Genomic DNA, 19,759 nt, shown 5'->3' on the forward strand with positions numbered 1-19,759 from the left:
ACCCCCGCGGCTACTCGTCGCCCGCGCTGCCTGACGGTGCGGGGAAGCCCTCGGCGCCGGTGAGGACCGGGTCGGCCATGGGCGGGGCGACCTCGTCGCGGATCCGCGCCACCTCGGCCGCGACCTCTTCGTCTTTGAGGTCCGGGTTGGTGAGCCGTACGAGGGTGTCGGTGGACGCGGCCTCGGCGCGGCGCAGCAGCTCGGCCGTCTCCGCCAGGGTGCGGATGTCGTCCTGCACGGAGTCCGCGAAGACCACGTCCGGCCGCTCGACCTCGACGCCGGCCACGCCCGGGAAGAGGGCGGAAGCCTCGAGCATGAGGAGCACCTCGACGACGTCGGCGATGCCCGCCGCGGCGAGCTCCGCCTTCGTCGCGCGGGTCGTCATCGACCGTGCGGTGCGCGCCTTGATCTCCGTGGCGGTGACCGCCTGGCCGTCGCTGTCGTCGCCGAACGTGCCCCCGCTGTACCCCGCGTTGCGGATGACCTTGCCGACCAGTTCCTCGATCGTGGCCCGGTGCTCCGCGTGCCGGATCGCGAACTGGTTCAGGGTGATGCCCTTCTCCCCGGTCGGGGGGATGTTCATCTCCGCGAACACCTCGCGGTCCTCCCACGACACGCCCTGGCCGGGGCCGTTGGACTGCAGGTAGCCGGCCGGGACGATGATCCGGGAGCGGGCGAGGCGTACGTCGCGCATCCAGGAGGTGTACGTCTCGTCGATCGCGGACAGGAACGTCTCCGCGCCCTGAAAGTCGCTCGTGCCGAGGCCGGCGGCGCCGGGGATGTCGTCCCAGTCCGGGGCCTCCATCGTGTTCGGGATGTAGGAGGCTGCCAGCCGCTTCCCGATCGGCAGCGCGCGGACAGGCAGCAGGTCTTTGGTCTGCTCGAAGGCGGCGAGGTCGATGGGCTTGCCGAGGTTGTGCTCGGTGCCCTCGTACACGCCGTGCAGGATGACGCCGGGCTCGTGGCGCTCGAGGTGGCGGACGATGCGTTGCCCGTCGGCCTCCAGCACGGTCCAGAACGTCACCGCGCGCAGGACGTCGCCGTGCGCGAATTCCGGTGCGGCGCCGTCCGCCCGGACGGAGGAGATCCAGGGGCGTTCGCGGATGTCGGTGTCCCACACCACCCGCAGGTACGAGCCGCCCAGAGCTGAGCCGTCGCTGCCGGAGCCGATCAGGGTGCGCTTCATGCTCACGTCCATGAGCTGCTCGAGACGTTCCTGAGTGCCCGTGTTCTTGGCCTTCAGCGCGGGCGGCTCGGAGTACAGCAGGCCGGAGCTGGTGCGGGCGATGTCGCGGGCGAGTGGCATGTGGAGATTCGCGCGCTTCTCGCCGAGGGGGGTGGGCTCGCCCCAGAACCACCGCGCGACGCGGCCCACGATGCCGCCGCGGTACTGCGAGGGCCGGTTCTCGGGCGGGCCGAAGCGGGCGTTGTCGCGGTGCCGGTTCTGGTAGCGGTAGGCGAGACGGTCGGGGTTCGCGGAGTACCAGGCGGACCAGTCGGCCATGTCCGCACTGATCGCGGGGTGGACGGGCGGCCAGGGGTCATTCTTCCCGGGGCGGGGCATCAGGTCGTCGCCTCCTCGCCGCTGCTGGGGTGCTCGATCTCATCGGCGGCGGCACGGAGCGCGGCGGCGACACCGCAGGACGTGACTGTCACCGTGGCGGTGCAGGAGACGGGCATGTCGATGACGCCCACCTCCTGCTCGGCGCCGTCACCGATCCGCATGAAGATCGGGATGTGCGTGGTCGCCATCAGGCCGCCTTCGCGTAGTCGATCAGGCCGCGCCACTCATGCGCGGTCGAGTGGACGGCGTAGCGCAGCGCGTCCGCGCTGTGGTCGTCGACCTTCAGGGGCTTGTCGTCGCCCCGCTCGGCCGCCCTCTCGTCCCAGGCGTAGCCGGGAAGCTCGCCAAGGAGGCCCGCACAGGAGCGGTGGACGCGCAGCAGGCCGGAGCCCAGCGCTACGCCTACGGAGCGGATCCCGTCCAACACGTCGTTGATCGCGGGGGCGATGTTCGGGACGCGCTCGGTCCACAGCTGGTTCATGAACGATGCAGCCGACGGATCCACAAAGATCCATTCAGGTTGGACGCCACGAGTGTTGCCGCTCTCACCCGGCCGGCGCACGTTCGCCAGCCACTGACGCACTCCCTGGCTGTACTCGGCGTCCGTGAGCTGCCGGAACGAGTCGGCCGAGCTGTACCGGTACTCCGACACCACGTACAGGTGCTGGTCCTCGGCCAGGCCGAGGAGGACCGCGGAGAACGGGTTGACGGTGCCGTAGTCGATGCCGACGGCGAGCCACCGGCGCATGTACGGCAGCAGGTCGACGACGTGCCGGTCCTCGTCCCACATGTCGTAGACGGCGCCTTGGGCGAGGCACCACTCGCCGAGGATGAACCTCCGGTACCACAGGCCGTGGTACTGCGCCTTGAGCCGGGCGACGAATCCGGGGTCCAACGACGGGTTGTCGTCGAGGGTGAAGTGCCAGTTCACCAGCCCCACGTGGGCCGACTTCAGGAGGAAGTCCCGGCGCAGCCAGTGGAACGGCCCGTCCGGGTTCGTCGTGGCCATCAGCCTGGACTGGTCCCCGACGCGGAGTCGGGACAGCAGCATCATCCAGAACGCCTGCGGCAGCAGCGTCGCCTCGTCGACGTACGCCAGGGCGATCGTCGCGCCGCGGATGCGGCCCTCGGCGCGGGCGTCGGAGGCGCCGACGAGGTGCACTGTACGGCCCAGGATGCGTGCGGTGTTCGCGCCGTTGGTGTGGATCACGTGCTTGGCGATCGGCCCGAAGAGGTGCGTCGACTGCAGCGGGTCGAGGATGTTCCGCTCGATCGTCTGCAGGGTGCGGCCCACGATGACGACGAGCCCGTGATCCGGGGTGACGGTGAGCCTGATCAAGAACGCGATCAGCGAGGCGATGGTCTTGCCGGAGGACACCGCCCCCGACCACAGGGCGATCGGGGCGTCCTGCGCCTCGACGATGCTCTCTACCTGCCGGCGGGACAGCGGGACAGGGAGGTCACGGAGCATCACCGTCCCCCTCGTCTGCGGGCTGCTCCTCCGCTGCCTGCTGCGCGGCCTTCTGCTCGCAGTACACCGCGGTCAGGCCGGTGAGCATCTGCCCGACCATCGACTTGGCGGCCTCGGCGCCTCCGTCGTCCTGCGGGGGGCACAGCTTCAGCGAGCGGTCGATGGCGATGCCGGCGGCGGCCATGAGCGACTTCTTCGCGTCGGCCGGCGGCTCGTCGATGTACTCCTCGGCGTAGGTGTTGTCCTTGCCGCCGAACGCGAACACCTTCGCGGGCTGCCACATGCGGGCGGAGAGCCGCTCGGCGTCGGTATGCAGCTCCTCGGCGAGGATCGCGCGGCGCTCGGCGAGGTCGGCCATGCGCGCGCGGGTGGCCTCTTCGGTTGCCGAACGGTCGTAGGTCAGCCCGAGCTTGGCTGAGATGATCGACACGGTTCGGCCGGAACGTTCGAGCTGGCGGGCAATCTCGTTGCGGGAGAGGCCCTGCGCGTGGAGCCAGCGGACCTGCTCGAACGTCTCGTCCGTGACTGGGCGGCCGGACATGATCACCCCCGCTGCCCTGGGGGTGTTCGCCCCTAGCGAAAGAAATGTCGAATTCTCCGGCGTTCACCGATCCACTGTCATGCAGCGGTGTTTACCGGCACCCGCTGCTGCGGGTAGTTCGCAGAAGCCGCCGAACTGCCGCTAAGGAGCGGTAGATTGACCTCGTTCTCAACGGGCGCCCCGCAGGCTTCGCTGTCGACCCGTTCTTCGGCGGCGGAGGCCCTGAAACCCCAGGGCCCTTGGGGTAGTCCGAGGAGGACCGATGGAAGAGGGGGACCCGGGAGACCGGAACCGCTGGTGGTCAAGTCCGAAGCTACGGCTTGCTCTGGAGGTTTCGGGCCTGTTGATCGCCGCCATCGCTTGCGTGGGGCAGTTCCGGTAGATGCCGGGCTGGCCCGTGGCCCCGGAAGGGACCGAGCTCACAGACGTGGGCCCGGCCTCAAGGAGTTCGGCCGGGCCCACAGCGCGGGGTACGTGGCCCGGCCCTGTAGCACCAGGGTCGGGCCATCCCGCATCGGCCGTGAAGCCGATAGTTGCTTTGATACATAGTTTCTATCCATCACGGACTCTAGCGCACAGCGAATTCGACAGCCGTGATTTCACTCTGAAATCGCAGCGGCTGAGTTCGTGAATCTCCAGCGGTCAAGTTGTAGAACGCGAGTTGCGGGTTGGGGTCGAACCGAGGATCCCCTGTTCGTGCGGTGGTTGAGCAGGCCAGAGTCGAACGGCCGTACGTCGCTCCGCTCCCGTTGGTCAGCCGAGGGAGGGCCACACCCAGGTGCCCGGGCCCTCGCCCTCAGCCCGGGAGGTCGCCCACAGGGTGTCGTTGCCGTCGAGGAACACCTGCGCGTTGACCGTCACCGTGCCCTCATCCCAGACGCGGACGATCATTGCCGGGAACACGTCGCCGGCCTGCGCGTGGTTGCCAACGTGCCCCACGTAGCCGGTGTGGTCCTGGGCCACGCCGCTCTGGTGGAAGTCCTTGCGGCGCCGGTTGATCTGCTCGGCGTCGGCCTCGGTGAGGGTGTAGCGGACGATGCGGCCGATGGTGGGCTGCATGAGGGGCCTCCTGGAGTTGTGGTCAGCGGTCGCGGATGGTGATCCACAGAGAGCGGTCGTCGATGATCCCGCCCGCGGTGGTGACGCGGCAGGTCGCCTTGTACGTCTCGCTGAGGGTGCCGCCTGAGATCACCTGGGACACGGTGGGCGAGGTGACGATGGGCTCGCCGACAGCGGTCAGCCCCGGCGGGAGGATGATCACGGCGCTGATGATGGTCTTGTTGCCGGCGCACCACAGGGTCCAGTCCCAGGTGTAGTCGAGGGTGGCGTCCGGGTCCTTGATGAAGTGGTCGGTCACGCCTACCTCCCGACGGTCACGGTGCGGGGATCGGCGGGGATGATCAGCGTGCGGTTCTCGGCGGGGATCGCGTACGTGCGGTCCGGATGCGGCTGGATGGCGCCCGCCGGTGGGGTGATGGGCCGGGCGGTGTCGACCTCCAGCGCGGTGCCCAGCGTGGCGCTCTTGCTGCCGGTGATCGGCTGCGCGACCTCGGCGACGGTGGCCGTGCCGAGCGTCGCGCTCACGGTCCCGGTGATGGGCTGCGCCGTCTCCGTGCTCGAGGCGGTGCCGAGGGTGGCGGTCTTTGCCCCGGTGAGAGGCCGCGCCGCTTCGGTCGACGTCGCGGCGCCTACGCTCGCGGCCTTCGCGCCCGTCCAGGGCTGCGCTTGCTCCGTGGTGATGGCGGTGCCGAGCGTCGTCGCCTTACCACCGGTGAGCGGCTGCGCGGTGTCCGTCTCGGTGGCGGTGCCGAGGGTGACGCCGGAGACGAAGTCGGCCGCTGTGAAGTCGTCGTACCTGAGGGTGCCTGGCGTGTCAGAGCGGAGGCCGCAGCTCGTGCCCGACGTCACGGTCGTGTTGGTGACGGAGACGCGCTCGACCCCGTTCACGAAGCCCTTGATCGTCGAGCCGACGGCCTGCACCTTCATCACGTCGCCGCTGACGGCGCCGCCGGCGAAGGAGCCGATGCTCGTGAAGCCGCCGGACACCGCGAACAGGTTCCACGTGCTGCCGTCGTTGCGCCACAGGTAGCCGGTGGTCAGGGAGGCGTCGCCGCGGCACCACACGCCCTGAGACGCGACCGCGGCGACCGCGATCGTGGCCTGCGCCGAGTGGTCGCTGGTGTCCATCGCCGTCGCGGCGCGGGCGATGACCGTGCCCGTGGCGGTGCCCGGGTGGAGGCGGTTGCTCGCGATGGACCAGTCACCCGACACCTCGACCCAGCCCGCGCCGAGGTTGGAGGAGTCGGCGCGGTTGAAGTCGTCGGAGAAGGTGGCCACGTCGACCTCCCGGGGCCTGCGTCGGGTGCCCTACGAGGCCCTGACGAGGTCCGCGATGTTGGCGGTGAAGGCGTTGCCGTCGGGTGTCCAGCTCAGGCCGTGGTGGGTGAGCGGGATCAGCGTGATGTCGGTGCCGGTGGTGGTGTCCGGGTCGTAGCAGACGACCAGCGCGCCGACGGGGTTGCCGGTGGGGGTGGTCCAGGTGACGTTGTCGGCATCGACGTTCACCCGGTTGTTCGTGTCGTCCACCGTGACCGTCACGTTCGTGAGCGGCATCCGGCCCACGGTGGTCTGCTCGTTGGTGGTGCCGGCGACGACGGCGGCGAAGTCGTCCTTGTCCTCCAGGACGCTCTGCGCCTCGAGCCCGCTGCTCTCCAGGGCGATGATGACGAGGCCGTCGCTGGCGGCCGGGAGGGAGGCGTAGTAGGCGACGCGACCCTTGGCGATGTTGAAGGTGAAGTCAGCCACGGCGTGGCCTTTCTGCGGGGTCTTCGGTGTGGTGCCGCGGGCCGGATTCGAACCGGCGTCCTCCGGCGTATGGGGCCGGCGAGCTACCGGGCTGCTCTACCGCGGTGGGGACGCACTACGGCCCCTGCCGGGGGGGGGGACAGGGGCCGTAGTTGTGTCTCGTTGTCTCCGGGCACGCCGGACGCGCCTTCAGAATGCAGCACGATCGTTCGTGTTGCAAGCGTTACTTCACATCAGCGCGCACCGAGTCGCCGATGAACCCGTCCTTGTAGGTGACGGTCTTCGCTGTGAACGCGCCCTTCCCGGTGATCACCCCGGTGATGTTCTCGCCCGGGGCCAGCTCGGTGGTCTCCATCTGGCGCTCGTCGACACCGAGTTCCGCGGTGTGGCGGGTGCCGTTGGTGTCGGTGATCGAGAAGTACAGCGGGTTGATGTCGATCGTCTTGCCGCTGTTGTTCGTCACCGTGACCTTGACGCTGGTGTGTGGCTTGCCATCGGCCAGGACAGACGGGGCGTACTTCGTGGGGACGGCCTTGACTGCGATGGGAGCAGGCTTCGCCTTCTCCGGCTTGCTGCTCGCCTTCTCATCCTCGGCCTGCGTGGCTGGCGCGCTGCTCGACACATCCGCGGCCGGCGTCTTGCTGCTCGGGTCGTCGTCGCCTCCGCCGGCGAGGGAGGCGCCGATGCCGAGGATGAGGACCAGGGCGAAGGCGCCGACGCAGCCGATGCCCACCTTGGAGCCGGTGCTCATGCCCTGCTGCTGGGGCGGCATCGGCGGCTGGGGTCCGCCCCAGTTGGGCGGGGGCTGCTGGCCGTAGCCGTAGGGCTGCTGCGGGCCCTGCTGGGGCGGCTGGTGCTGGTTCGGGTACGTCATGGGGTCCCCCTCAGTTGCCGATGCTGTCGTTGATCGATCCGTCGTCGTAGTAGTCGAGGAGCTTCTGATCCTCGACGGGCATCTTCTTGAATGTCCGGCTGACGATGAGGGCCACGTAGTCGTCTTCCTTCACGTCGCTGCAGGCGTCCGGCTTCCCCTTGGTGCCGGCGGCGTCCTGGGCGTCGAGGGCCTTCAGGCAGTCCCGCACGATGTCGTCGTACGACGGCTGTGACAGCCAGATCGCTAACCAGATCAGCGCGGCGGCGATGGCCGCGGATGCCGTGATGATGATGGTTCTCCGGTGGTGCACGATCCCCCCTGGGATGTTTGCGTCTCGGGACGGTACGGGTAAGCGCGTGCCCCCGGCATAGGCCGGACGGCCCCGATCCGGGGGCGCGCGGGGGCGGCTACTTCTTGTCCGGCTCCTTGGCCGGCTTCTGTGTCTGCTGCTGCGGGTAGTGGCCGCCGCGGCCGGGGCTGTACGGCAGCGGCGGACCGAGACGGTCCTCCATCTCCGGGGGGACGTCCTCCCGGCGGATCGGGAATCCGGTGGTGAGTGCCATGCTGGATCTCCTGTCTCGTGTGATCGGGATGGGGACCGGGGCGGCCGACGGCCTGGCAGCATGGCGGCCGCCCCGGGGTCTACTTGCGGCGCCAGCGCACGATGGATCGGTACGGGCGCTCCGCGTCCGGCACGACCTCGAACGGCGCACCGGTGTTGTTGATGTTGTTGTTGCTGGCCTGACCTGCGGCAACATCCGCCCCCGGATCGGGAGTCGGATCGTCGGGGAGCGGGGGGATGTCGCCCGCCCGTACGCCGGTGCTCACCCCGCGGCCCCGCATGCGCACCGGGTGGGTGGGGATGCCAGCCGTACGGAGGGCATCACGGACGCGGTCGGGGGACTCGCCGAGGTGGGTGGCGACAGCGGCAGTGTGGGCATGGGGGGCGGCGACCGTGCGGAGGGCCGCGGCGAGGTCGTCGGGGTGGATCGGCTGGCGTTCGACGCGGCTGGTGATCCGCTCCCACACCTCGTCGTCGGTCTCGTCGTCGAGGGGATCGTGCACTGGGGGCCGGATGTAGCTCGGTGGTGCGGGGGTGCGCAGGCCGAGGGGGATCGCGACGGCGGCCCACACCGCGGCGAGGACCCACGCGATGGTGTCGAGGACGTGCAGCCCGTTGAGGAACAGCGCGATCCCGGCCGCGCTGGCGACCTTGAGCCAGGTGCCCTGTCGGAGCCGGTCCCCCAGCCATCTGCTGATCGTTGAGGAGCCGACCCATACGGCGCGCCAGAACGCCATCCACGCGTCCATCAGCCGCCACCTCCGATCATCAACAGGACGGCGGCGGCGAGGCTGACCGGGACGTGCCAGATGGTGCCGACGCCGGCCGTGGGGAACACCAGGGCGGCGACGAGGCCGAGGAGGGCGGCGCGGCCGGGGGTGAGCGGGGCGAGGAGCACGAGGGCGACGAGGAGGCAGCAGACGGCGCCGATGCCCAGCTCGCCGAACGGACCGCGGCCGCCGACGCCGAGGCCGGTGAGGCCCTGCGTGGTGACCTGCTCGGCGTTGACCCAGAACTCCCCCGCGGCCCGGTAGGCGGTGCCCGCGAGGAACGCCACGGCCAAGGCGCCGTTGTCGCGCAGGCGCTGCTTGCCGCGGCCGCGTACGCCGAGGATGAGGACGACCGTCAGCACGAGCGCGAGGCCGCCGGCGCCGACCGCGCCGAACGCTGTCCCCGGGGGCGCTGCGATGGTCATCATCGGGTGCCTCCGGGCGCGTACAGCAGCACGGCCAGCACGGCGGAGGCGACCGGGATGCGGGCCAGCCACATCGTCATCGGGCGCAGGGGCGGCGGGATCCAGGGCAGGCCGGGCAGGTAGACGGCGGGGATCGCCGCGATCAGGCAGAAGCCGGTGCCCATGGCGAGGGCTCCGCCGTCGGCGGTGGTCATCGCGGTGGCGACGAGGCCGACGAGGCCGAGGCCGTAGCCGACGCCGGCCGCCGCCGCGTGCACGAGGCACCAGCGCATGCGGGCGGCGCGCCGGTCCTCCGCGCGGGACCGCACCCGGGGCGCGGGCTGGTTGATCGTGACCTGCACCGTCGGCGGTGCCTCGCGCGGTGCGTCCGGCAGCGGGGGGAGCACGCCGCGGCGGACCTGCCACCAGGGCCGGTGCGGGTCGGGGTCGTACTCGGTGTAGTCGGTGTGCGGGCGCTGCTCTCCGTCGTCGTCGTAGATGCCGGCCCACCACTGCGGCTCGGGGGTGGTCACGAGGGTCTCCTGTTGGCCTGGTGGTTGAGGCGATCGGCGAGCTGGCGCAGCGCGTCACGGTCGTCGTTGTCGAGCGGGTCGGACTGCGCCAGGAGGGCGATCGCGAGGGAGATGCAGGTGCGGAGCGGGTGCCTCGTGGCGTGCGCCGCGTCGTGGTCGTGGCGCAGCGCGTCAGGGTGAATGGCGCGGAGCGTGTCGCGCGCCGCGTTCACGAGGGTGCGCGCGTCTGTCGCGGGCGCGTCGTGCGCCGCGTCGCGTGCGTCACTGTGCGTCATCGCAGGTGGGAGGGGTGACGCCTTCGGCGCGCCATCCTGGGCGAGGGCCTTGAGGTCGCGTCGTACGGTGGCCTCGCTGATGCCGAGTTGACGCGCGATCTCGTGTCCGCTGACGCGCGCGTCGCGTAGGCGTCGCACTGCGTCGCGTCGTGCGTCGCGGTCTGCGTCGGGCTGCGTCATGGTCGTCACGGGCGGGACCGGTGCACGGCGAGGTCAAACTCGACGCGGGCGCACGGGTTCGCGGCGTAGTCCTCGCGGCAGCGTTCGACGGTGGCCGGCTCGTCGATGATCGAGCTGCCGGTTAACGGGCGCTTGGCCGTGGGCTCCGGGGTGGGCTGGTGGGTAGGCTCCATGACGGCCTGCTCCTGTGATCGGCGGGAGTGGGTCGCCCCCGGCCCATGTGGCGCTCCAACGCCGGGCCGGGGGCTTTGAGTTGTGCAGGCTCCACGCTAGGGAACCTGCTTTACAGTGTCAACGAGGTTGGGCAGGATGGACCCTATGCCGGACGGGCAGGAGCCGGGGCGCGCTGAGGAGGGCAGGCTGGTGAACCTCTCGCAGCTCGCCGTGGAGCTGGGCGTTACGCGCCAGTGGCTGCACGCGCTGCGCACGAAGGACCCGAAGTTCCCGGCTGCGCGCCGGCAGCCGGGCAGCACGCGCGATGTGTGGGATCTTGCGGAGGCGCGTGCGTACTACGACGCGCGGGAGCTGCGCCCGGGCGAGCGCACAGACCTTCAGCGGCCCGACGCCGAGGGGCGGTCGTGACGGACGACCTCATTGCATGGCTACGTGCACGCCTCGACGAGGAGGAGCACATAGCGCAGGCGACACAGGCGGAGCGTGATGGGTGGTACGGCCGCGAGGCCGCGGAGTACCTCCCACGTGCCGACGTCGCGCACATCACCCGCCACAGCCCGACCCAGGTCCTAGCGGAGGTCGAGACGAAGCGGGCGATCGTCGACTACATCATGAGGGAGTGCGACGGCAAGCTGAGCCACGTCCTCAGGCTCCTCGCCCTGCCTTACGCTTGGCACAACGACTACCGCCCGGAGTGGCTGCCGTAGTCGAACGTGATGGAGCCCCCATCCGCAATGCGGCGGGGGCTCACTTGAGGGGCCAGAGTACGGCGCTCCGTCGAGTCTTGCCGGGTTCGCCGTCAAGTTGAGTCGTGGCCGAATTCGTCGAGGATCTTGCGTGCGCAGTTGAGGAAGGCGTCGAGCATTCTGTCGAGCTCTCGCTCGGCCGCAATGTAGTCCCTGAGCATGGCATCTCTTCGTTCGGTGTCGCCGCGCTCGCGAGCGATCGCTATCTGGTATGCCGTCAGCCAGACTCGGGATGCAGCCATCTGGACGTTTGCAACTGGCTGCGTGATCTCATCCGGACCCTCGATGCTGACGGTCGCGGCGAGGCGACGTAGTTCATCAACGTCGTCACTGTGTGAACGCATTTGGGAGGAGTCCGCTGCGGTTTGGGTGTCCCGGCTGACGGTGTCGCGCAGCTCGCGACCCTTCGCAAGAAACGCGGAGTAGGCGGAGCTACGCGGGTCGCGGCGTTCGCGGAGATGCTCGAATCGGTGCTGTTGCTGGAGCTGCTCAGCCTGCTGTCGAAGTTGCCCGGCCTGTTGCTGGGCTGTCGCACGGGACGTGATCCACGTGGTGGCGATCGTGCCGATAGAGACGACAGCGGCACCCCCAAGCGCGCCGATGAGGCCAGAAAGGGCAGGGTCCATGCGCCGAGTGTGGCGGAGCATCCGACGGTCCGATGGCTGATCCTACGATGAGCTACTCCCGTCGCACTCTGACGTGATAGCTGCGCAGGAGGGGGTTTGTGCATCGCACACCCGCCCACTCCCTTTCACGTTGTGCCATCGATGACCTCCGATGCAGCCTTCATGAAGGCCTCGCCGTGGTTAGCCGCTCGCCTGCGAGCGGCATCGAACTCCGACTCCGTAAATTCGCCTCCTGCGCAGCTCACAAGGTCGACGAAGCTGCCGACCATCGCTACGCATGGTGTTTTGATCGAAACCGGGCCTTCCAGGAGCACGACGGTTCCGCTTCTTTGTGCATCTCTCAGTGCCAGCCGAGCGGGCGCGAGAGCCTCGTCAAGCTCCGGGCTGGGCGTGTGCCCCTCACGAAACAGTGCACGAGAGGCGTTGAGCGCCGTCATGCACTCGGCGCAGGCGGTCATCAATGCGCTGTAGGAATCTCGTCGAACCTGCCGGCGCCACTGGTCATGCTGCGTTCTAGCAACTTGCTTGCCAGTAATGGCGGCCGAGCCGAGAGCTCCTCCGGCGCCAACCGCTGCCCCTAGGACCGCTGCAACGGCCCCGACTAGCGCCACGCCCCCTGCATCCATGGGCGCATTGTGCCGACGGTTAGCTACAGTCCGCCCATGGATTGGGGAGACGTGCCCGCTTGGGTCGCACTTGTGCTGTCGGGCCTCGCTGTGGGGATCACGTGGAAGGCACGGGGGGACAGCGCGCGGTCGGCGGAAGCCGCAGTGCGATCGGCCGCCGCGGCAGAAAGGTCGGCAACCGTCGATGAGGCTGCACTCATGGACCAGCGTCGAGAGGCGCAGGAGCGCCGTGCCGCCGAGGTAGAGGTGGCACGGCCCCGTGTAGACCTTTGCGTTGAGCACTTGCGTGGGAACCTGTTCGTCCTCCGGAACTACGGGAAGGCAACAGCTGTGGATGTGACGGCCACAGTCGCCAGCGCGGCACCTGGTCAGGTTCATGATCTGCCGGTGAACAGAACGCTTCTGCATGGTCAAGGGCATCAGTTCCGGATCTTGAGCGCGGACAGAATTCCCGATGTCACGGAGGTACACGTGACGTGGCAAGGGCAGTCCAATCCGATCGCGTTGCCTATTCCGCTTCGCTGAATCTGGCGATGGCCCTACGCCGCGGACTCCCGCTCGCACCATGTCGCTCCGCAGCCGCGGCACTTCACCGCCGGCGCCGTGCCGTCCCCGCCCTCGACGCGCAGCTGGCCGCGGCATTTCGGGCACGGTTCGCCGACCTTTGCGCGGTGCACAGCCATGCCGAGGGCCTGCTCGACTCTGCGGGTGGCTGCGCGGGCCACTGAGGCGATGTGGTCGCGCTGCACGGCGGTGAGCGTTCGGAAGGGCCCAGGGGCGTCCTCGACGCGCGCGAGGAGCCACGCAGCGGCGTACGGGGCGCGCCGGTAGGTGGGGGCGGTCAGCGACCAGCGGCGCCGGTCGCGCGCGTCGAGGAGGGTGGCCATGTGGAGCTTGACGCCTGCCTCGTCGAGGGGGCCGGCGGCGCGGATCTCGCGTGCGGGGCCGCGCTGGATCGCGGATGCGATGGCGTCGGCGAGGTGGACGAGGGCGGCCTCGACGGCGCGCATCGTGTCCAACGTGTCGATGTTGAGCGGCGGGCTGGTCTCGCCGATCTGGTCGGGGGAGCGCTCGGCGGCGCGGTCCTGTGCGCGCTTCTGCCGGACGATCTCACGGTCGGCGGCATCGAGCTGGGCGAGGTAGTCGCTCATGCGGCCAGCGGGGGGCCAGGGGGCGCTTGTGTGGGTGGTGAGCGCGTCGTGGAGGTCGCCCCACCTGTTGATGATCGTGGCGAGGTGTGCGGCGGTCGTGTCGGTGGTCATCGTGGCTGCTCCTGTGGTGCGTGGGGCGGTACGGTGATCTCACCGTTGGGGCGCACCGGTCTGGGGAGACATGGGGTGCGCCCCTCGCGCATGCTCAAGTGGGAGACGTCGTCGACGTGCAGCCCGTCGGGCGCGTGGGCGTCGAGAGGCGAACTTGGCGCGTGCGTCAAACGGACAACTCGACTTGGGTCCTGCCATGATGTGGACTCATGGCGGGGGGCTACTTGCGTTGGGTGAACGTGCGCCGTAGGCGTGGCGCGGACAGGCGCATAGCCGCGGTCACTGAGGATCTGCGGACACTCAGCCTGCAACCGCCGCGCCCTCGGCTGCGACTCGCGTTGCGTCGATGGCATCGCTTCGCCAGGACTGCTGTTTGGCTGCATGGTTTGGCAGGCATTCTCTCCGGCTTGTGGACCGTGACATTGGTTGACACCTTTGCCCAGGACAGCTCGATGTTGACAGAGCTCGACGATGCCCTGATTCCCCCAGTCGCGGATTACTGGCGGCTGATAGAGAGCGGCGATTCCAGCAGCAGTGAGCTCGTCCAAAGGACGATCTTGGGCGTCGCGGTTATTGCGGTGGTGGTGTTTCTCTTCCTCGGTCCGCTTGCTATCGGGCTGGCGGTGCTCAATGGATGGTGGTGGTCGCCATCCCGATCCAGCAAGATCGTCCGCAGATGTGCACCTGTCAATCGGGTGGTTAGGGCGGTCTCCCAGTGCGCTGACGCTCGGCGCGCATCGTGGAAGAACAGACCCAAGGAGTTGCGTGCGCTGGCTCGACGCATCGAGCTGGCTGAGGGTGCAATCATGGCGTTTCATCGCTCGTCCGGCCATGTGCCGTGGCGTTCTCATCGGCGTCACGTTCTTGTCCGACATGAGGGTCTCGTGGTGGCTCAGCTGCGCCACGTCGAGAGCCGTATCGACAGCGAGGGTGTCCAAGCAATCGCTGACGTAGCGCGTTTGCTGATGAAGATCGCCGATCGGATGGCAGTTGGTAAGGCTGGGGCGCTTCTTGACCCCGAAGACATTGCGCCGGACCTTGAGCCCGCACGCGATCGTGAGCCGCTCCGATTGGCCATCGCCGCCGTGGCTATTGCTGCGATCGCTGTTGGTGTGAGTCTCCTGCCCCTGCCGGATGGCGCTCACGTCTACGTGATCGGTGGCTGCGCAGTCGTCGGGCTGGTGCTGGTGTACGGGCGCCGGGCGCGCAATCTGCTGGATCTGATCGCGACTGTCCGCGGGGCTTGACCACTCGGGCTCTTGGCGGAGGACGTGTGGCCTCATCAGCCCTCCCGCTGCTCGTCGGGGTGCAGCGCGCGTACGGCTGCGGTTGGCTGCCCCTTCTCGTCGGCGTCTTCGGTGCGGTTGGGCTCCGGGTCGTCGGTGCGGCGGTAGGGGCTGTGTGGCGGCCGTTTGGTGGTCATTTTGCGGGTGAGGTGGCGGAGGGTCTCGGCCATGGCCTGTGGGTCAAGGTTGATCCGTACGGGCTCCATGACGTGCTCGACGGACGGGGGCGCGAGGGCGTACTGCGCCTGCCTGGCCTCAACGGCGCGTCGCAGGCTGGCGGCCATGGCGGTGATGGCGTCGGCGAGGTGCTGGAGGGCGGCGCGGAGCTGCTCGCCGGTACCAGGGCTGTCGTGCCCATCGGGGAGGCCGTCGTCGGGACGTTCGGGGTCGGGCAGGCGGGTCATGGCGGGTCCTTTCGGGGAGGTTGGCGCGGGCGCCGATGGCGTAGGCGATCAACAGGGAGGCGAGGAGGTAGGCGTGCCAGATCACGGCTGGCCTCGGCGGCGGTCGTAGCGTCGGGAGCGTCGTGCGCCGCGGCGTGTGGCGGCGTAGACGATGGCGTTGAGGCCGAGGAACGCGGCGGCGGCGAAGACGAGGTCGGTCACGGCTGCTCCGCGGTGCGGTCCGCGGCCTGTGCGGCGGGCGGGGTGAGGGCGTGGCGGATCTTGCCTGCGGCGGTGCGGTAGTAGGCGCGGGCGAGGATGCCGAAGTCGTTGCGGTCGGTGTTGTCGGCGGCGTCGGTGAACTCGTCGGCCAGGGCGTGCAGTCGGGCGATGGTGGCGCGCAGCTGCTCGACCTCGGCGTCCGGGGCGGGCAGCACGGCCAGCACGGCGTCGGCGTCGCGCAGGCACGCCTGCCACGTCGGGCTCTGCGACAGGTCGGCGTCAGCGGCCCAGGTCCACCCGGCCTCAGCGGCGAGTGCGTTGGCGATGCGGTCGCGGAGCCCGGCCGGCGCGGCCTCGACCAGCGCCAGCAGCTGCACACTGCCCGGCTCGACGTTGAGGTCCCGGTGCCCGTGCCCGGGGCCGCCGCCGTGGGTGACCTTGTGCCAGCCGGAGCCGTCGGCGTCGTCGAGGTAGAACGTGGCGCCGGCGTAGTCGACGCGGACGGCGTGGCGGCGGGTGCCGACGAGGTGGCGTGCCCAGTAGGCGGGGAAGGCGGCGGAGTCGGCGACGATCACGGAGACGCGGGTGGCGGTGCAGGGCTCGCCGTTCCAGCGGGTCTCGGCGTCGGGCTTGTGCGCGGGCTCGGCGGGAACCGGTTCGGCGGCCGGCGGGTCGATCAGGACATCCCGGCCGCACACCTCGCCGCCGGCGGCAGGGTCGCCCCATGTGCAGATCCCGCCGTCCGGCAGGTCGTCGGAGGCGAGCGGCGTCAGCTCGGGGTAGCCGTAGCCGTGCTCGCGGCAGAGCAGCACTTCGGGTTCGTCGGGCACGCGGTAGGCGATCACGGGGTCGTGATGGGCGGTGTTGGTCTCGGTCATGGTCAGACTCCAGCGGTGTGGCGGGCAGTGGTGGGTGTCTCGCCGTGCTCGAAGCGAGCCGAGCGGGCAGCCCGGTACGCGGCGCCGACCGGTACGCCGGTGTCGGCGTAATCGCACCCAGGGCCGGACTGCGTTGTTGCCTCCAGCAGGTCCGGGCTCTCCCACTCGCCGGGCCAGGCGCCGGAGATCCAGTCGGTGCCGGCGTTGCGGTACTCCCCGGCGTCGCTGAACCCGAAGGGCTGCGGGACCACCTGCTCGTCGAAGTTGCAGAGCATCCAGTGGGCGGTGAGGTGGCCGGCAGGCGGGTTGGGGACGGTGCCGAGGAGCAGCAGGCCGAGCGCGGTCGGGAGCCCGCCGGCGAGGACCGCGGCGTGCAGCAACTCGAGGTTCAGGTCTTCCTCGCCCCCCTTGACCTCGGCCCAGGTGTCGAGGTCGGGCAGCCAGAAGTCCGGCAAGTAGGGGATCTTGCTGGGGCCGAGGAGGTAGCCCTGCGGCTCGTACTCCCAGCGGACGTCCAGCGCGTCGAAGAACACTGCCCAGCGGGCTTCGAGGCGGGAGCGGAAGCAGTGGCCGGCGTAGCGTGTCTCGATCGGCTGGATCTTGGTCTCATGATGCGCGGGGCTCCCGGGAACCGGGTGTGCGGCGGTGGGTTCGGTGGGCATGTGGGTGCTCCTGGTTCGTGTGTTGGCGGTGGGCTGCCCCCTCCCTCCTACGTAGTAGGAGGGGGCAGCGTGAGGTGGGTGCGTGAGGTGTGCGTGAGGCTGTGACCTGCAGGTTCCTTGATCTTCGTGAGGTGCGTGAGGTGGAGCGTGAGGTGAGTGCGTGAGGTAAGGACCGTGAGGCGCGTGTGCTGTTACGTGAGGCTGCGAGCTGGGTGTTTGCGGCGTTCGTGAGGCGCGTGAGCGGATCGTGAGGTTCGCGAGCAAGATCAACGTGAGGTGCGTGAGGTGCAGCGTGAGGTCCGTGAGCACGGTGGTGTAGACCAATTTCTGACGCGTACACGGCGCCCGCTTCGCGGTCATTCGCGCACCTCCCCATCTGGGGTGAACGCGGCCACGTAGCCGGTCGACTTGCCGCCTTCGCCCGCGTTCGCGATCCGGTGCGCGAGGCCCTTCTCAACCAGCTGATCAAGCTTGCGGCGGGCCTTCTCGACCTCCGGCGCGGTCGGCTTGCCCTTCTCCGGGGAGTAGATCTGCACGGCCAGATCCCGGGCCGTGAGCGCCCCGCGGGCGTGCAGCAGCAGGTTCAGGACGTCGACCTCGTGCCAGATCTCGGTGTGGCCCCGTACGTGGTCGTGCTTGAGCCGGACGGGCCCGAACTCGGTCGCAGGCTGCTTCAGATGCCGCAGCGACACGATGGGGTCGCCGGCCTGCCCCCACAGAGACACCACCGACCCGGCACCCGCGGTGATCCACGCGGAGCCGTACAGCTCGTCGAGGGAGGTGGGCTCCTGTCCGCCGTCCTTGCCGCCCCCGCGCTTGCGGTGGTGGTGCAGGCCCGTGACCTCGATGCCCTCGACCAGCGTGCGCTGGATGGCGCTGTTGATGGCCTGCCCGCCCTCCTCGGAGGACAGCTCCCCGGCCATGTCCTTCAGCGAGTCCAGGCACACCAGGTCGGCGCCGGCGCGTTTGCACAGCCGCACCAGGATGGACGGGTCCTTGATGAAGTCGGACGGGGGCGGGCCCGGCCAGAACACGAGGTGCTCGTCGAGGGTGTCGCGGTCGTCGGCGGTGACCATGCGGGCCATGGAGCGTGCGGCCTGCGCGGGCCGGTCGGAGGCGAGGTAGAGCACGCGTTTGGCGGGGCGTACGGCCATGCCGAGGGCGTGGGGGCGCAGGCCCAGGGCGGCGAGGATGACCTGCTGGATGAGGGTGGTCTTCCCGACGCCGGGCGGTCCGGCGACGATGAGCGCTTCACCTTCGGCCCACAGGACTTGGTCGTCTTCGCCCCATACGGCGGGCACGGTCTCGGGGCGGTCCAGGATGAACGCGCCGCCGGGGATGAGGCGGGAGGTGAGCGGGTCGGCGGTGCCGGCCGCGGTGGTGCGGCGGGCGGTGTGCTCGTCGATGAGCCGGTCGATCTCGTCGGCGCCGAGCCGGTCGCGGATGGCGTGCTGGATGCGCCAGGCGAGGTTCTCGCTGTGGCGTTCGCGGGTCTTCTCGCGGAGCTGGTGGGCGTAGTAGTCGGCGTCGCCGCCGAAGTTGGTGCCGGAGAGTTCCCACAGGTAGTTGCCGTCTTGGATGGTGCGGAGCTGGCCGAGGGCGTCGATGGCGCTTCGCAGGGCGATGGGGTCGACGGGCTTGTTGTCGGCGAGTTGTCGGCCGATGACGTCCCAGACGAGCTGGTGGGGGACGGTGGTGAAGTCGCCGCGGTCGATGACTTCGGCGGCCTGGTGGTACTGCTCGGGGTGGTGGATGCAGGCGGCGAGTACGGCGCGTTCGGCGTCGACGTCGCGGGGCGGGTTGCGGTTGAGGGCGTCGTCGTCCGCCGTGTGCGGGTCGATGTGGCGGACGTTTTCCACGGGCGAGGCTCCTTCAGAACAGGGCGACGGGTGCGGGGCAGTGGTGCTCGGCGAGGTGTCGGCGGGTGCAGTCGGGTGGGTGGAAGGCGGGGTATGCCTCGACGAGGCGGCCGTGGGGGTTGAGGCACCAGGCGGGGCGGGGTAAGGGGCCTGCGTGGGGGCTGAGGGTGAGGGGGAGGCCGAGCCAGGTGAGGCGGGTGACGGGCGCGCGGCAGACGCCGCAGCGGGTGCCGGCCGCGCGCCCGGACATCAGGCCGGCGTCCCGTTCATCACCGGGACGTCGATCCCCTCGGCGATGGCCTTCACGACGTCCGCGAACGCGGACTTGAGGACATCGCCGGGCTGGTCGAGCTTGTAGCCGATGCGCAGGGTGGTGTCCTGGATCCGGTAGCGCAGCCGGGCGCCGAGCTTGTAGCCGCTGGAGCCCTCGAACGGCACGACGCCGACCGTGAAGGTGGCCGGGATGGTCAGTTCGCCCTTGCGGCCGGCGCTGGCGCGGGTGTCCTCGACGTAGGTCAGCTGCCGCTCGCCGGACTGCAGGCGCGTGCCCGACTTGAACTCGGCCTTGGTCGTGGCCTGCATGGACTGGGCGATCTCCAGCATGGTCGCGGGGTCGGGCTCCAGCAGCTCGGGGAGGTGGTCCTCGATGTGCTCGGCGAACATCTCCTGCGACAGGAGCTGCCCGTCGCGCTGCAGCCACTGCTCCCACGCCTCGGTCTTGCGGAGCTGCAGGCGCAGCCAGTGGCCGGACCAGCGGGCGGCGTCGGAGGTGTGGGCGTCGAGGACGGCGGTGACGGTGAGGCGCTGCGCGTCGGCGTACACATCGGACGCGTCGTCGTGGTGCTTGGTCCAGTAGGCGAGCCAGGAGGCGGCGTCGGTGACGGTGGTGGCGCCCTGCTTGCGGCTGGGGGCGGTCTTGTAGTCGTCGCCGGTGAGGTCGACGGTGTGCACGCCCTCCGGGGTGTGGAAGGCGTAGAAGCGGCCGGGCTCCAGCTCGGCCGGCGGGGCGGAGCGCAGTACGGCGTCGTGGATGACGATGGCGTCGTCGGTCATGGG

General features: G+C 69.8%; 27 protein-coding genes and 1 tRNA gene. 3 read left to right on the forward strand and 25 right to left on the reverse strand.

Translation table 11 applies throughout. The features are described from left to right. Positions 1 to 10 precede the first annotated feature (10 nt). The 17 genes from AB0M28_RS13485 to AB0M28_RS13565 all read right to left on the reverse strand — a co-directional run bounded on the left by AB0M28_RS13485 (position 11) and on the right by AB0M28_RS13565 (position 10,152). Complete coding sequence (locus AB0M28_RS13485) at positions 11 to 1,504, reverse strand: capsid protein (RefSeq protein ID WP_365402644.1); 1,494 nt, start codon at positions 1,502 to 1,504, stop codon at positions 11 to 13. Between the two features lie 59 nt (positions 1,505 to 1,563). Continuing rightward, entirely contained in the window at positions 1,564 to 1,752 is a 189-nt protein-coding gene (locus tag AB0M28_RS13490; RefSeq protein WP_365402647.1) for a hypothetical protein, read from the reverse strand. After that, complete coding sequence (locus tag AB0M28_RS13495; protein WP_365402649.1) at positions 1,752 to 3,035, reverse strand: PBSX family phage terminase large subunit; 1,284 nt, start codon at positions 3,033 to 3,035, stop codon at positions 1,752 to 1,754. The genes AB0M28_RS13490 and AB0M28_RS13495 overlap by 1 nt, the downstream gene beginning before the upstream one ends. Beyond that, positions 3,025 to 3,576 (reverse strand): hypothetical protein, encoded by a 552-nt coding sequence (locus AB0M28_RS13500; RefSeq protein WP_365402652.1) that lies wholly within the window; start codon positions 3,574 to 3,576, stop codon positions 3,025 to 3,027. Before AB0M28_RS13500 ends, AB0M28_RS13495 begins: the two co-directional genes overlap by 11 nt. A 753-nt stretch (positions 3,577 to 4,329) precedes the next feature. Continuing rightward, positions 4,330 to 4,635 (reverse strand): hypothetical protein, encoded by a 306-nt coding sequence (locus AB0M28_RS13505; protein ID WP_365402655.1) that lies wholly within the window; start codon positions 4,633 to 4,635, stop codon positions 4,330 to 4,332. 22 nt (positions 4,636 to 4,657) lie between these two features. After that, positions 4,658 to 4,933, reverse strand: coding sequence for a hypothetical protein (locus AB0M28_RS13510; RefSeq protein ID WP_365402658.1), 276 nt, complete (start codon positions 4,931 to 4,933; stop codon positions 4,658 to 4,660). 2 nt (positions 4,934 to 4,935) lie between these two features. Next, positions 4,936 to 5,913, reverse strand: coding sequence for a hypothetical protein (locus tag AB0M28_RS13515; protein WP_365402661.1), 978 nt, complete (start codon positions 5,911 to 5,913; stop codon positions 4,936 to 4,938). 30 nt (positions 5,914 to 5,943) lie between these two features. After that, positions 5,944 to 6,381, reverse strand: a complete 438-nt coding sequence (locus AB0M28_RS13520; protein WP_365402664.1) for a hypothetical protein — start codon at positions 6,379 to 6,381, stop codon at positions 5,944 to 5,946. Positions 6,382 to 6,410: 29 nt separating this feature from the next. Next, positions 6,411 to 6,487: transfer RNA gene (locus AB0M28_RS13525), tRNA-Met, on the reverse strand. 117 nt (positions 6,488 to 6,604) lie between these two features. Continuing rightward, positions 6,605 to 7,255, reverse strand: coding sequence for a DUF4352 domain-containing protein (locus AB0M28_RS13530; protein ID WP_365402667.1), 651 nt, complete (start codon positions 7,253 to 7,255; stop codon positions 6,605 to 6,607). A gap of 10 nt (positions 7,256 to 7,265) precedes the next feature. Next, complete coding sequence (locus AB0M28_RS13535) at positions 7,266 to 7,565, reverse strand: hypothetical protein (protein WP_365402670.1); 300 nt, start codon at positions 7,563 to 7,565, stop codon at positions 7,266 to 7,268. Between the two features lie 97 nt (positions 7,566 to 7,662). Beyond that, complete coding sequence (locus tag AB0M28_RS13540) at positions 7,663 to 7,818, reverse strand: hypothetical protein (RefSeq protein WP_365402673.1); 156 nt, start codon at positions 7,816 to 7,818, stop codon at positions 7,663 to 7,665. Positions 7,819 to 7,897: 79 nt separating this feature from the next. Next, positions 7,898 to 8,566 (reverse strand): hypothetical protein, encoded by a 669-nt coding sequence (locus tag AB0M28_RS13545; protein WP_365402676.1) that lies wholly within the window; start codon positions 8,564 to 8,566, stop codon positions 7,898 to 7,900. Then, positions 8,566 to 9,015 (reverse strand): hypothetical protein, encoded by a 450-nt coding sequence (locus AB0M28_RS13550; RefSeq protein ID WP_365402679.1) that lies wholly within the window; start codon positions 9,013 to 9,015, stop codon positions 8,566 to 8,568. The genes AB0M28_RS13545 and AB0M28_RS13550 overlap by 1 nt, the downstream gene beginning before the upstream one ends. Then, entirely contained in the window at positions 9,012 to 9,524 is a 513-nt protein-coding gene (locus tag AB0M28_RS13555) for a hypothetical protein (RefSeq protein ID WP_365402682.1), read from the reverse strand. The genes AB0M28_RS13550 and AB0M28_RS13555 overlap by 4 nt, the downstream gene beginning before the upstream one ends. After that, positions 9,521 to 9,979, reverse strand: a complete 459-nt coding sequence (locus AB0M28_RS13560; protein WP_365402684.1) for an HTH domain-containing protein — start codon at positions 9,977 to 9,979, stop codon at positions 9,521 to 9,523. The genes AB0M28_RS13555 and AB0M28_RS13560 overlap by 4 nt, the downstream gene beginning before the upstream one ends. Positions 9,980 to 9,984: 5 nt before the next feature. Continuing rightward, positions 9,985 to 10,152: a hypothetical protein gene (locus AB0M28_RS13565; protein ID WP_365402687.1), complete on the reverse strand. Its 168-nt coding sequence runs from the start codon at positions 10,150 to 10,152 to the stop codon at positions 9,985 to 9,987. Between the two features lie 145 nt (positions 10,153 to 10,297). Between AB0M28_RS13565 and AB0M28_RS13570 the strand changes: the two genes are divergently transcribed. Both AB0M28_RS13570 and AB0M28_RS13575 read left to right on the forward strand, forming a co-directional pair. Continuing rightward, a complete protein-coding gene (locus tag AB0M28_RS13570; protein WP_365402690.1) occupies positions 10,298 to 10,561 on the forward strand; it encodes a hypothetical protein in 264 nt (87 codons plus the stop codon). Next, the gene (locus tag AB0M28_RS13575; RefSeq protein ID WP_365402693.1) at positions 10,558 to 10,860 is read left to right on the forward strand and encodes a DUF6221 family protein; all 303 of its coding nucleotides are present in this window, start codon (positions 10,558 to 10,560) and stop codon (positions 10,858 to 10,860) included. The genes AB0M28_RS13570 and AB0M28_RS13575 overlap by 4 nt, the downstream gene beginning before the upstream one ends. Before the next feature lie 92 nt (positions 10,861 to 10,952). On the opposite strand, the gene AB0M28_RS13580 is transcribed toward AB0M28_RS13575, so the two are convergent. The 3 genes from AB0M28_RS13580 to AB0M28_RS13590 form a co-directional block, all read right to left on the reverse strand. Beyond that, positions 10,953 to 11,525, reverse strand: a complete 573-nt coding sequence (locus AB0M28_RS13580) for a hypothetical protein (protein WP_365402695.1) — start codon at positions 11,523 to 11,525, stop codon at positions 10,953 to 10,955. Positions 11,526 to 11,650: 125 nt separating this feature from the next. Next, the gene (locus AB0M28_RS13585; RefSeq protein WP_365402698.1) at positions 11,651 to 11,983 is read right to left on the reverse strand and encodes a hypothetical protein; all 333 of its coding nucleotides are present in this window, start codon (positions 11,981 to 11,983) and stop codon (positions 11,651 to 11,653) included. 707 nt (positions 11,984 to 12,690) lie between these two features. Beyond that, positions 12,691 to 13,413 carry a hypothetical protein gene (locus AB0M28_RS13590; RefSeq protein ID WP_365402701.1) on the reverse strand — a complete coding sequence of 241 codons (723 nt, stop codon included), beginning with the start codon at positions 13,411 to 13,413 and terminating at the stop codon, positions 12,691 to 12,693. Positions 13,414 to 13,799: 386 nt separating this feature from the next. Between AB0M28_RS13590 and AB0M28_RS13595 the strand changes: the two genes are divergently transcribed. Then, positions 13,800 to 14,660, forward strand: a complete 861-nt coding sequence (locus AB0M28_RS13595; RefSeq protein WP_365402704.1) for a hypothetical protein — start codon at positions 13,800 to 13,802, stop codon at positions 14,658 to 14,660. Positions 14,661 to 14,695: 35 nt separating this feature from the next. On the opposite strand, the gene AB0M28_RS13600 is transcribed toward AB0M28_RS13595, so the two are convergent. The 5 genes from AB0M28_RS13600 to AB0M28_RS13620 form a co-directional block, all read right to left on the reverse strand. Further along, positions 14,696 to 15,103, reverse strand: coding sequence for a hypothetical protein (locus tag AB0M28_RS13600; protein WP_365402707.1), 408 nt, complete (start codon positions 15,101 to 15,103; stop codon positions 14,696 to 14,698). 197 nt (positions 15,104 to 15,300) lie between these two features. Further along, complete coding sequence (locus AB0M28_RS13605; RefSeq protein ID WP_365402710.1) at positions 15,301 to 16,182, reverse strand: hypothetical protein; 882 nt, start codon at positions 16,180 to 16,182, stop codon at positions 15,301 to 15,303. Between the two features lie 2 nt (positions 16,183 to 16,184). Then, positions 16,185 to 16,844 carry a hypothetical protein gene (locus AB0M28_RS13610; protein WP_365402713.1) on the reverse strand — a complete coding sequence of 220 codons (660 nt, stop codon included), beginning with the start codon at positions 16,842 to 16,844 and terminating at the stop codon, positions 16,185 to 16,187. A gap of 356 nt (positions 16,845 to 17,200) precedes the next feature. Further along, positions 17,201 to 18,703 (reverse strand): DnaB-like helicase N-terminal domain-containing protein, encoded by a 1,503-nt coding sequence (locus AB0M28_RS13615; protein ID WP_365402716.1) that lies wholly within the window; start codon positions 18,701 to 18,703, stop codon positions 17,201 to 17,203. A 249-nt stretch (positions 18,704 to 18,952) separates the two neighbouring features. After that, complete coding sequence (locus tag AB0M28_RS13620) at positions 18,953 to 19,756, reverse strand: DUF2303 family protein (RefSeq protein ID WP_365402719.1); 804 nt, start codon at positions 19,754 to 19,756, stop codon at positions 18,953 to 18,955. Between the last annotated feature and the right edge of the window lie 3 nt (positions 19,757 to 19,759).

The organism is Streptomyces sp. NPDC051940 (assembly GCF_040680895.1).
GTDB lineage: Bacteria > Actinomycetota > Actinomycetes > Streptomycetales > Streptomycetaceae > Streptomyces.

Coding starts and splice junctions, on each gene's coding strand:
- AB0M28_RS13485 (WP_365402644.1), bottom strand. CDS start 1,504: ATGGCCGACTGGTCCGCCTGGTACTCCGCGAACCCCGACCGTCTCGCC.
- AB0M28_RS13490 (WP_365402647.1), bottom strand. CDS start 1,752: ATGGCGACCACGCACATCCCGATCTTCATGCGGATCGGTGACGGCGCC.
- AB0M28_RS13495 (WP_365402649.1), bottom strand. CDS start 3,035: ATGCTCCGTGACCTCCCTGTCCCGCTGTCCCGCCGGCAGGTAGAGAGC.
- AB0M28_RS13500 (WP_365402652.1), bottom strand. CDS start 3,576: ATGTCCGGCCGCCCAGTCACGGACGAGACGTTCGAGCAGGTCCGCTGG.
- AB0M28_RS13505 (WP_365402655.1), bottom strand. CDS start 4,635: ATGCAGCCCACCATCGGCCGCATCGTCCGCTACACCCTCACCGAGGCC.
- AB0M28_RS13530 (WP_365402667.1), bottom strand. CDS start 7,255: ATGACGTACCCGAACCAGCACCAGCCGCCCCAGCAGGGCCCGCAGCAG.
- AB0M28_RS13540 (WP_365402673.1), bottom strand. CDS start 7,818: ATGGCACTCACCACCGGATTCCCGATCCGCCGGGAGGACGTCCCCCCG.
- AB0M28_RS13545 (WP_365402676.1), bottom strand. CDS start 8,566: ATGGACGCGTGGATGGCGTTCTGGCGCGCCGTATGGGTCGGCTCCTCA.
- AB0M28_RS13550 (WP_365402679.1), bottom strand. CDS start 9,015: ATGATGACCATCGCAGCGCCCCCGGGGACAGCGTTCGGCGCGGTCGGC.
- AB0M28_RS13560 (WP_365402684.1), bottom strand. CDS start 9,979: ATGACGCAGCCCGACGCAGACCGCGACGCACGACGCGACGCAGTGCGA.
- AB0M28_RS13565 (WP_365402687.1), bottom strand. CDS start 10,152: ATGGAGCCTACCCACCAGCCCACCCCGGAGCCCACGGCCAAGCGCCCG.
- AB0M28_RS13570 (WP_365402690.1), top strand. CDS start 10,298: ATGCCGGACGGGCAGGAGCCGGGGCGCGCTGAGGAGGGCAGGCTGGTG.
- AB0M28_RS13580 (WP_365402695.1), bottom strand. CDS start 11,525: ATGGACCCTGCCCTTTCTGGCCTCATCGGCGCGCTTGGGGGTGCCGCT.
- AB0M28_RS13585 (WP_365402698.1), bottom strand. CDS start 11,983: ATGACCGCCTGCGCCGAGTGCATGACGGCGCTCAACGCCTCTCGTGCA.
- AB0M28_RS13590 (WP_365402701.1), bottom strand. CDS start 13,413: ATGACCACCGACACGACCGCCGCACACCTCGCCACGATCATCAACAGG.
- AB0M28_RS13600 (WP_365402707.1), bottom strand. CDS start 15,103: ATGACCCGCCTGCCCGACCCCGAACGTCCCGACGACGGCCTCCCCGAT.
- AB0M28_RS13605 (WP_365402710.1), bottom strand. CDS start 16,182: ATGACCGAGACCAACACCGCCCATCACGACCCCGTGATCGCCTACCGC.
- AB0M28_RS13610 (WP_365402713.1), bottom strand. CDS start 16,844: ATGCCCACCGAACCCACCGCCGCACACCCGGTTCCCGGGAGCCCCGCG.
- AB0M28_RS13620 (WP_365402719.1), bottom strand. CDS start 19,756: ATGACCGACGACGCCATCGTCATCCACGACGCCGTACTGCGCTCCGCC.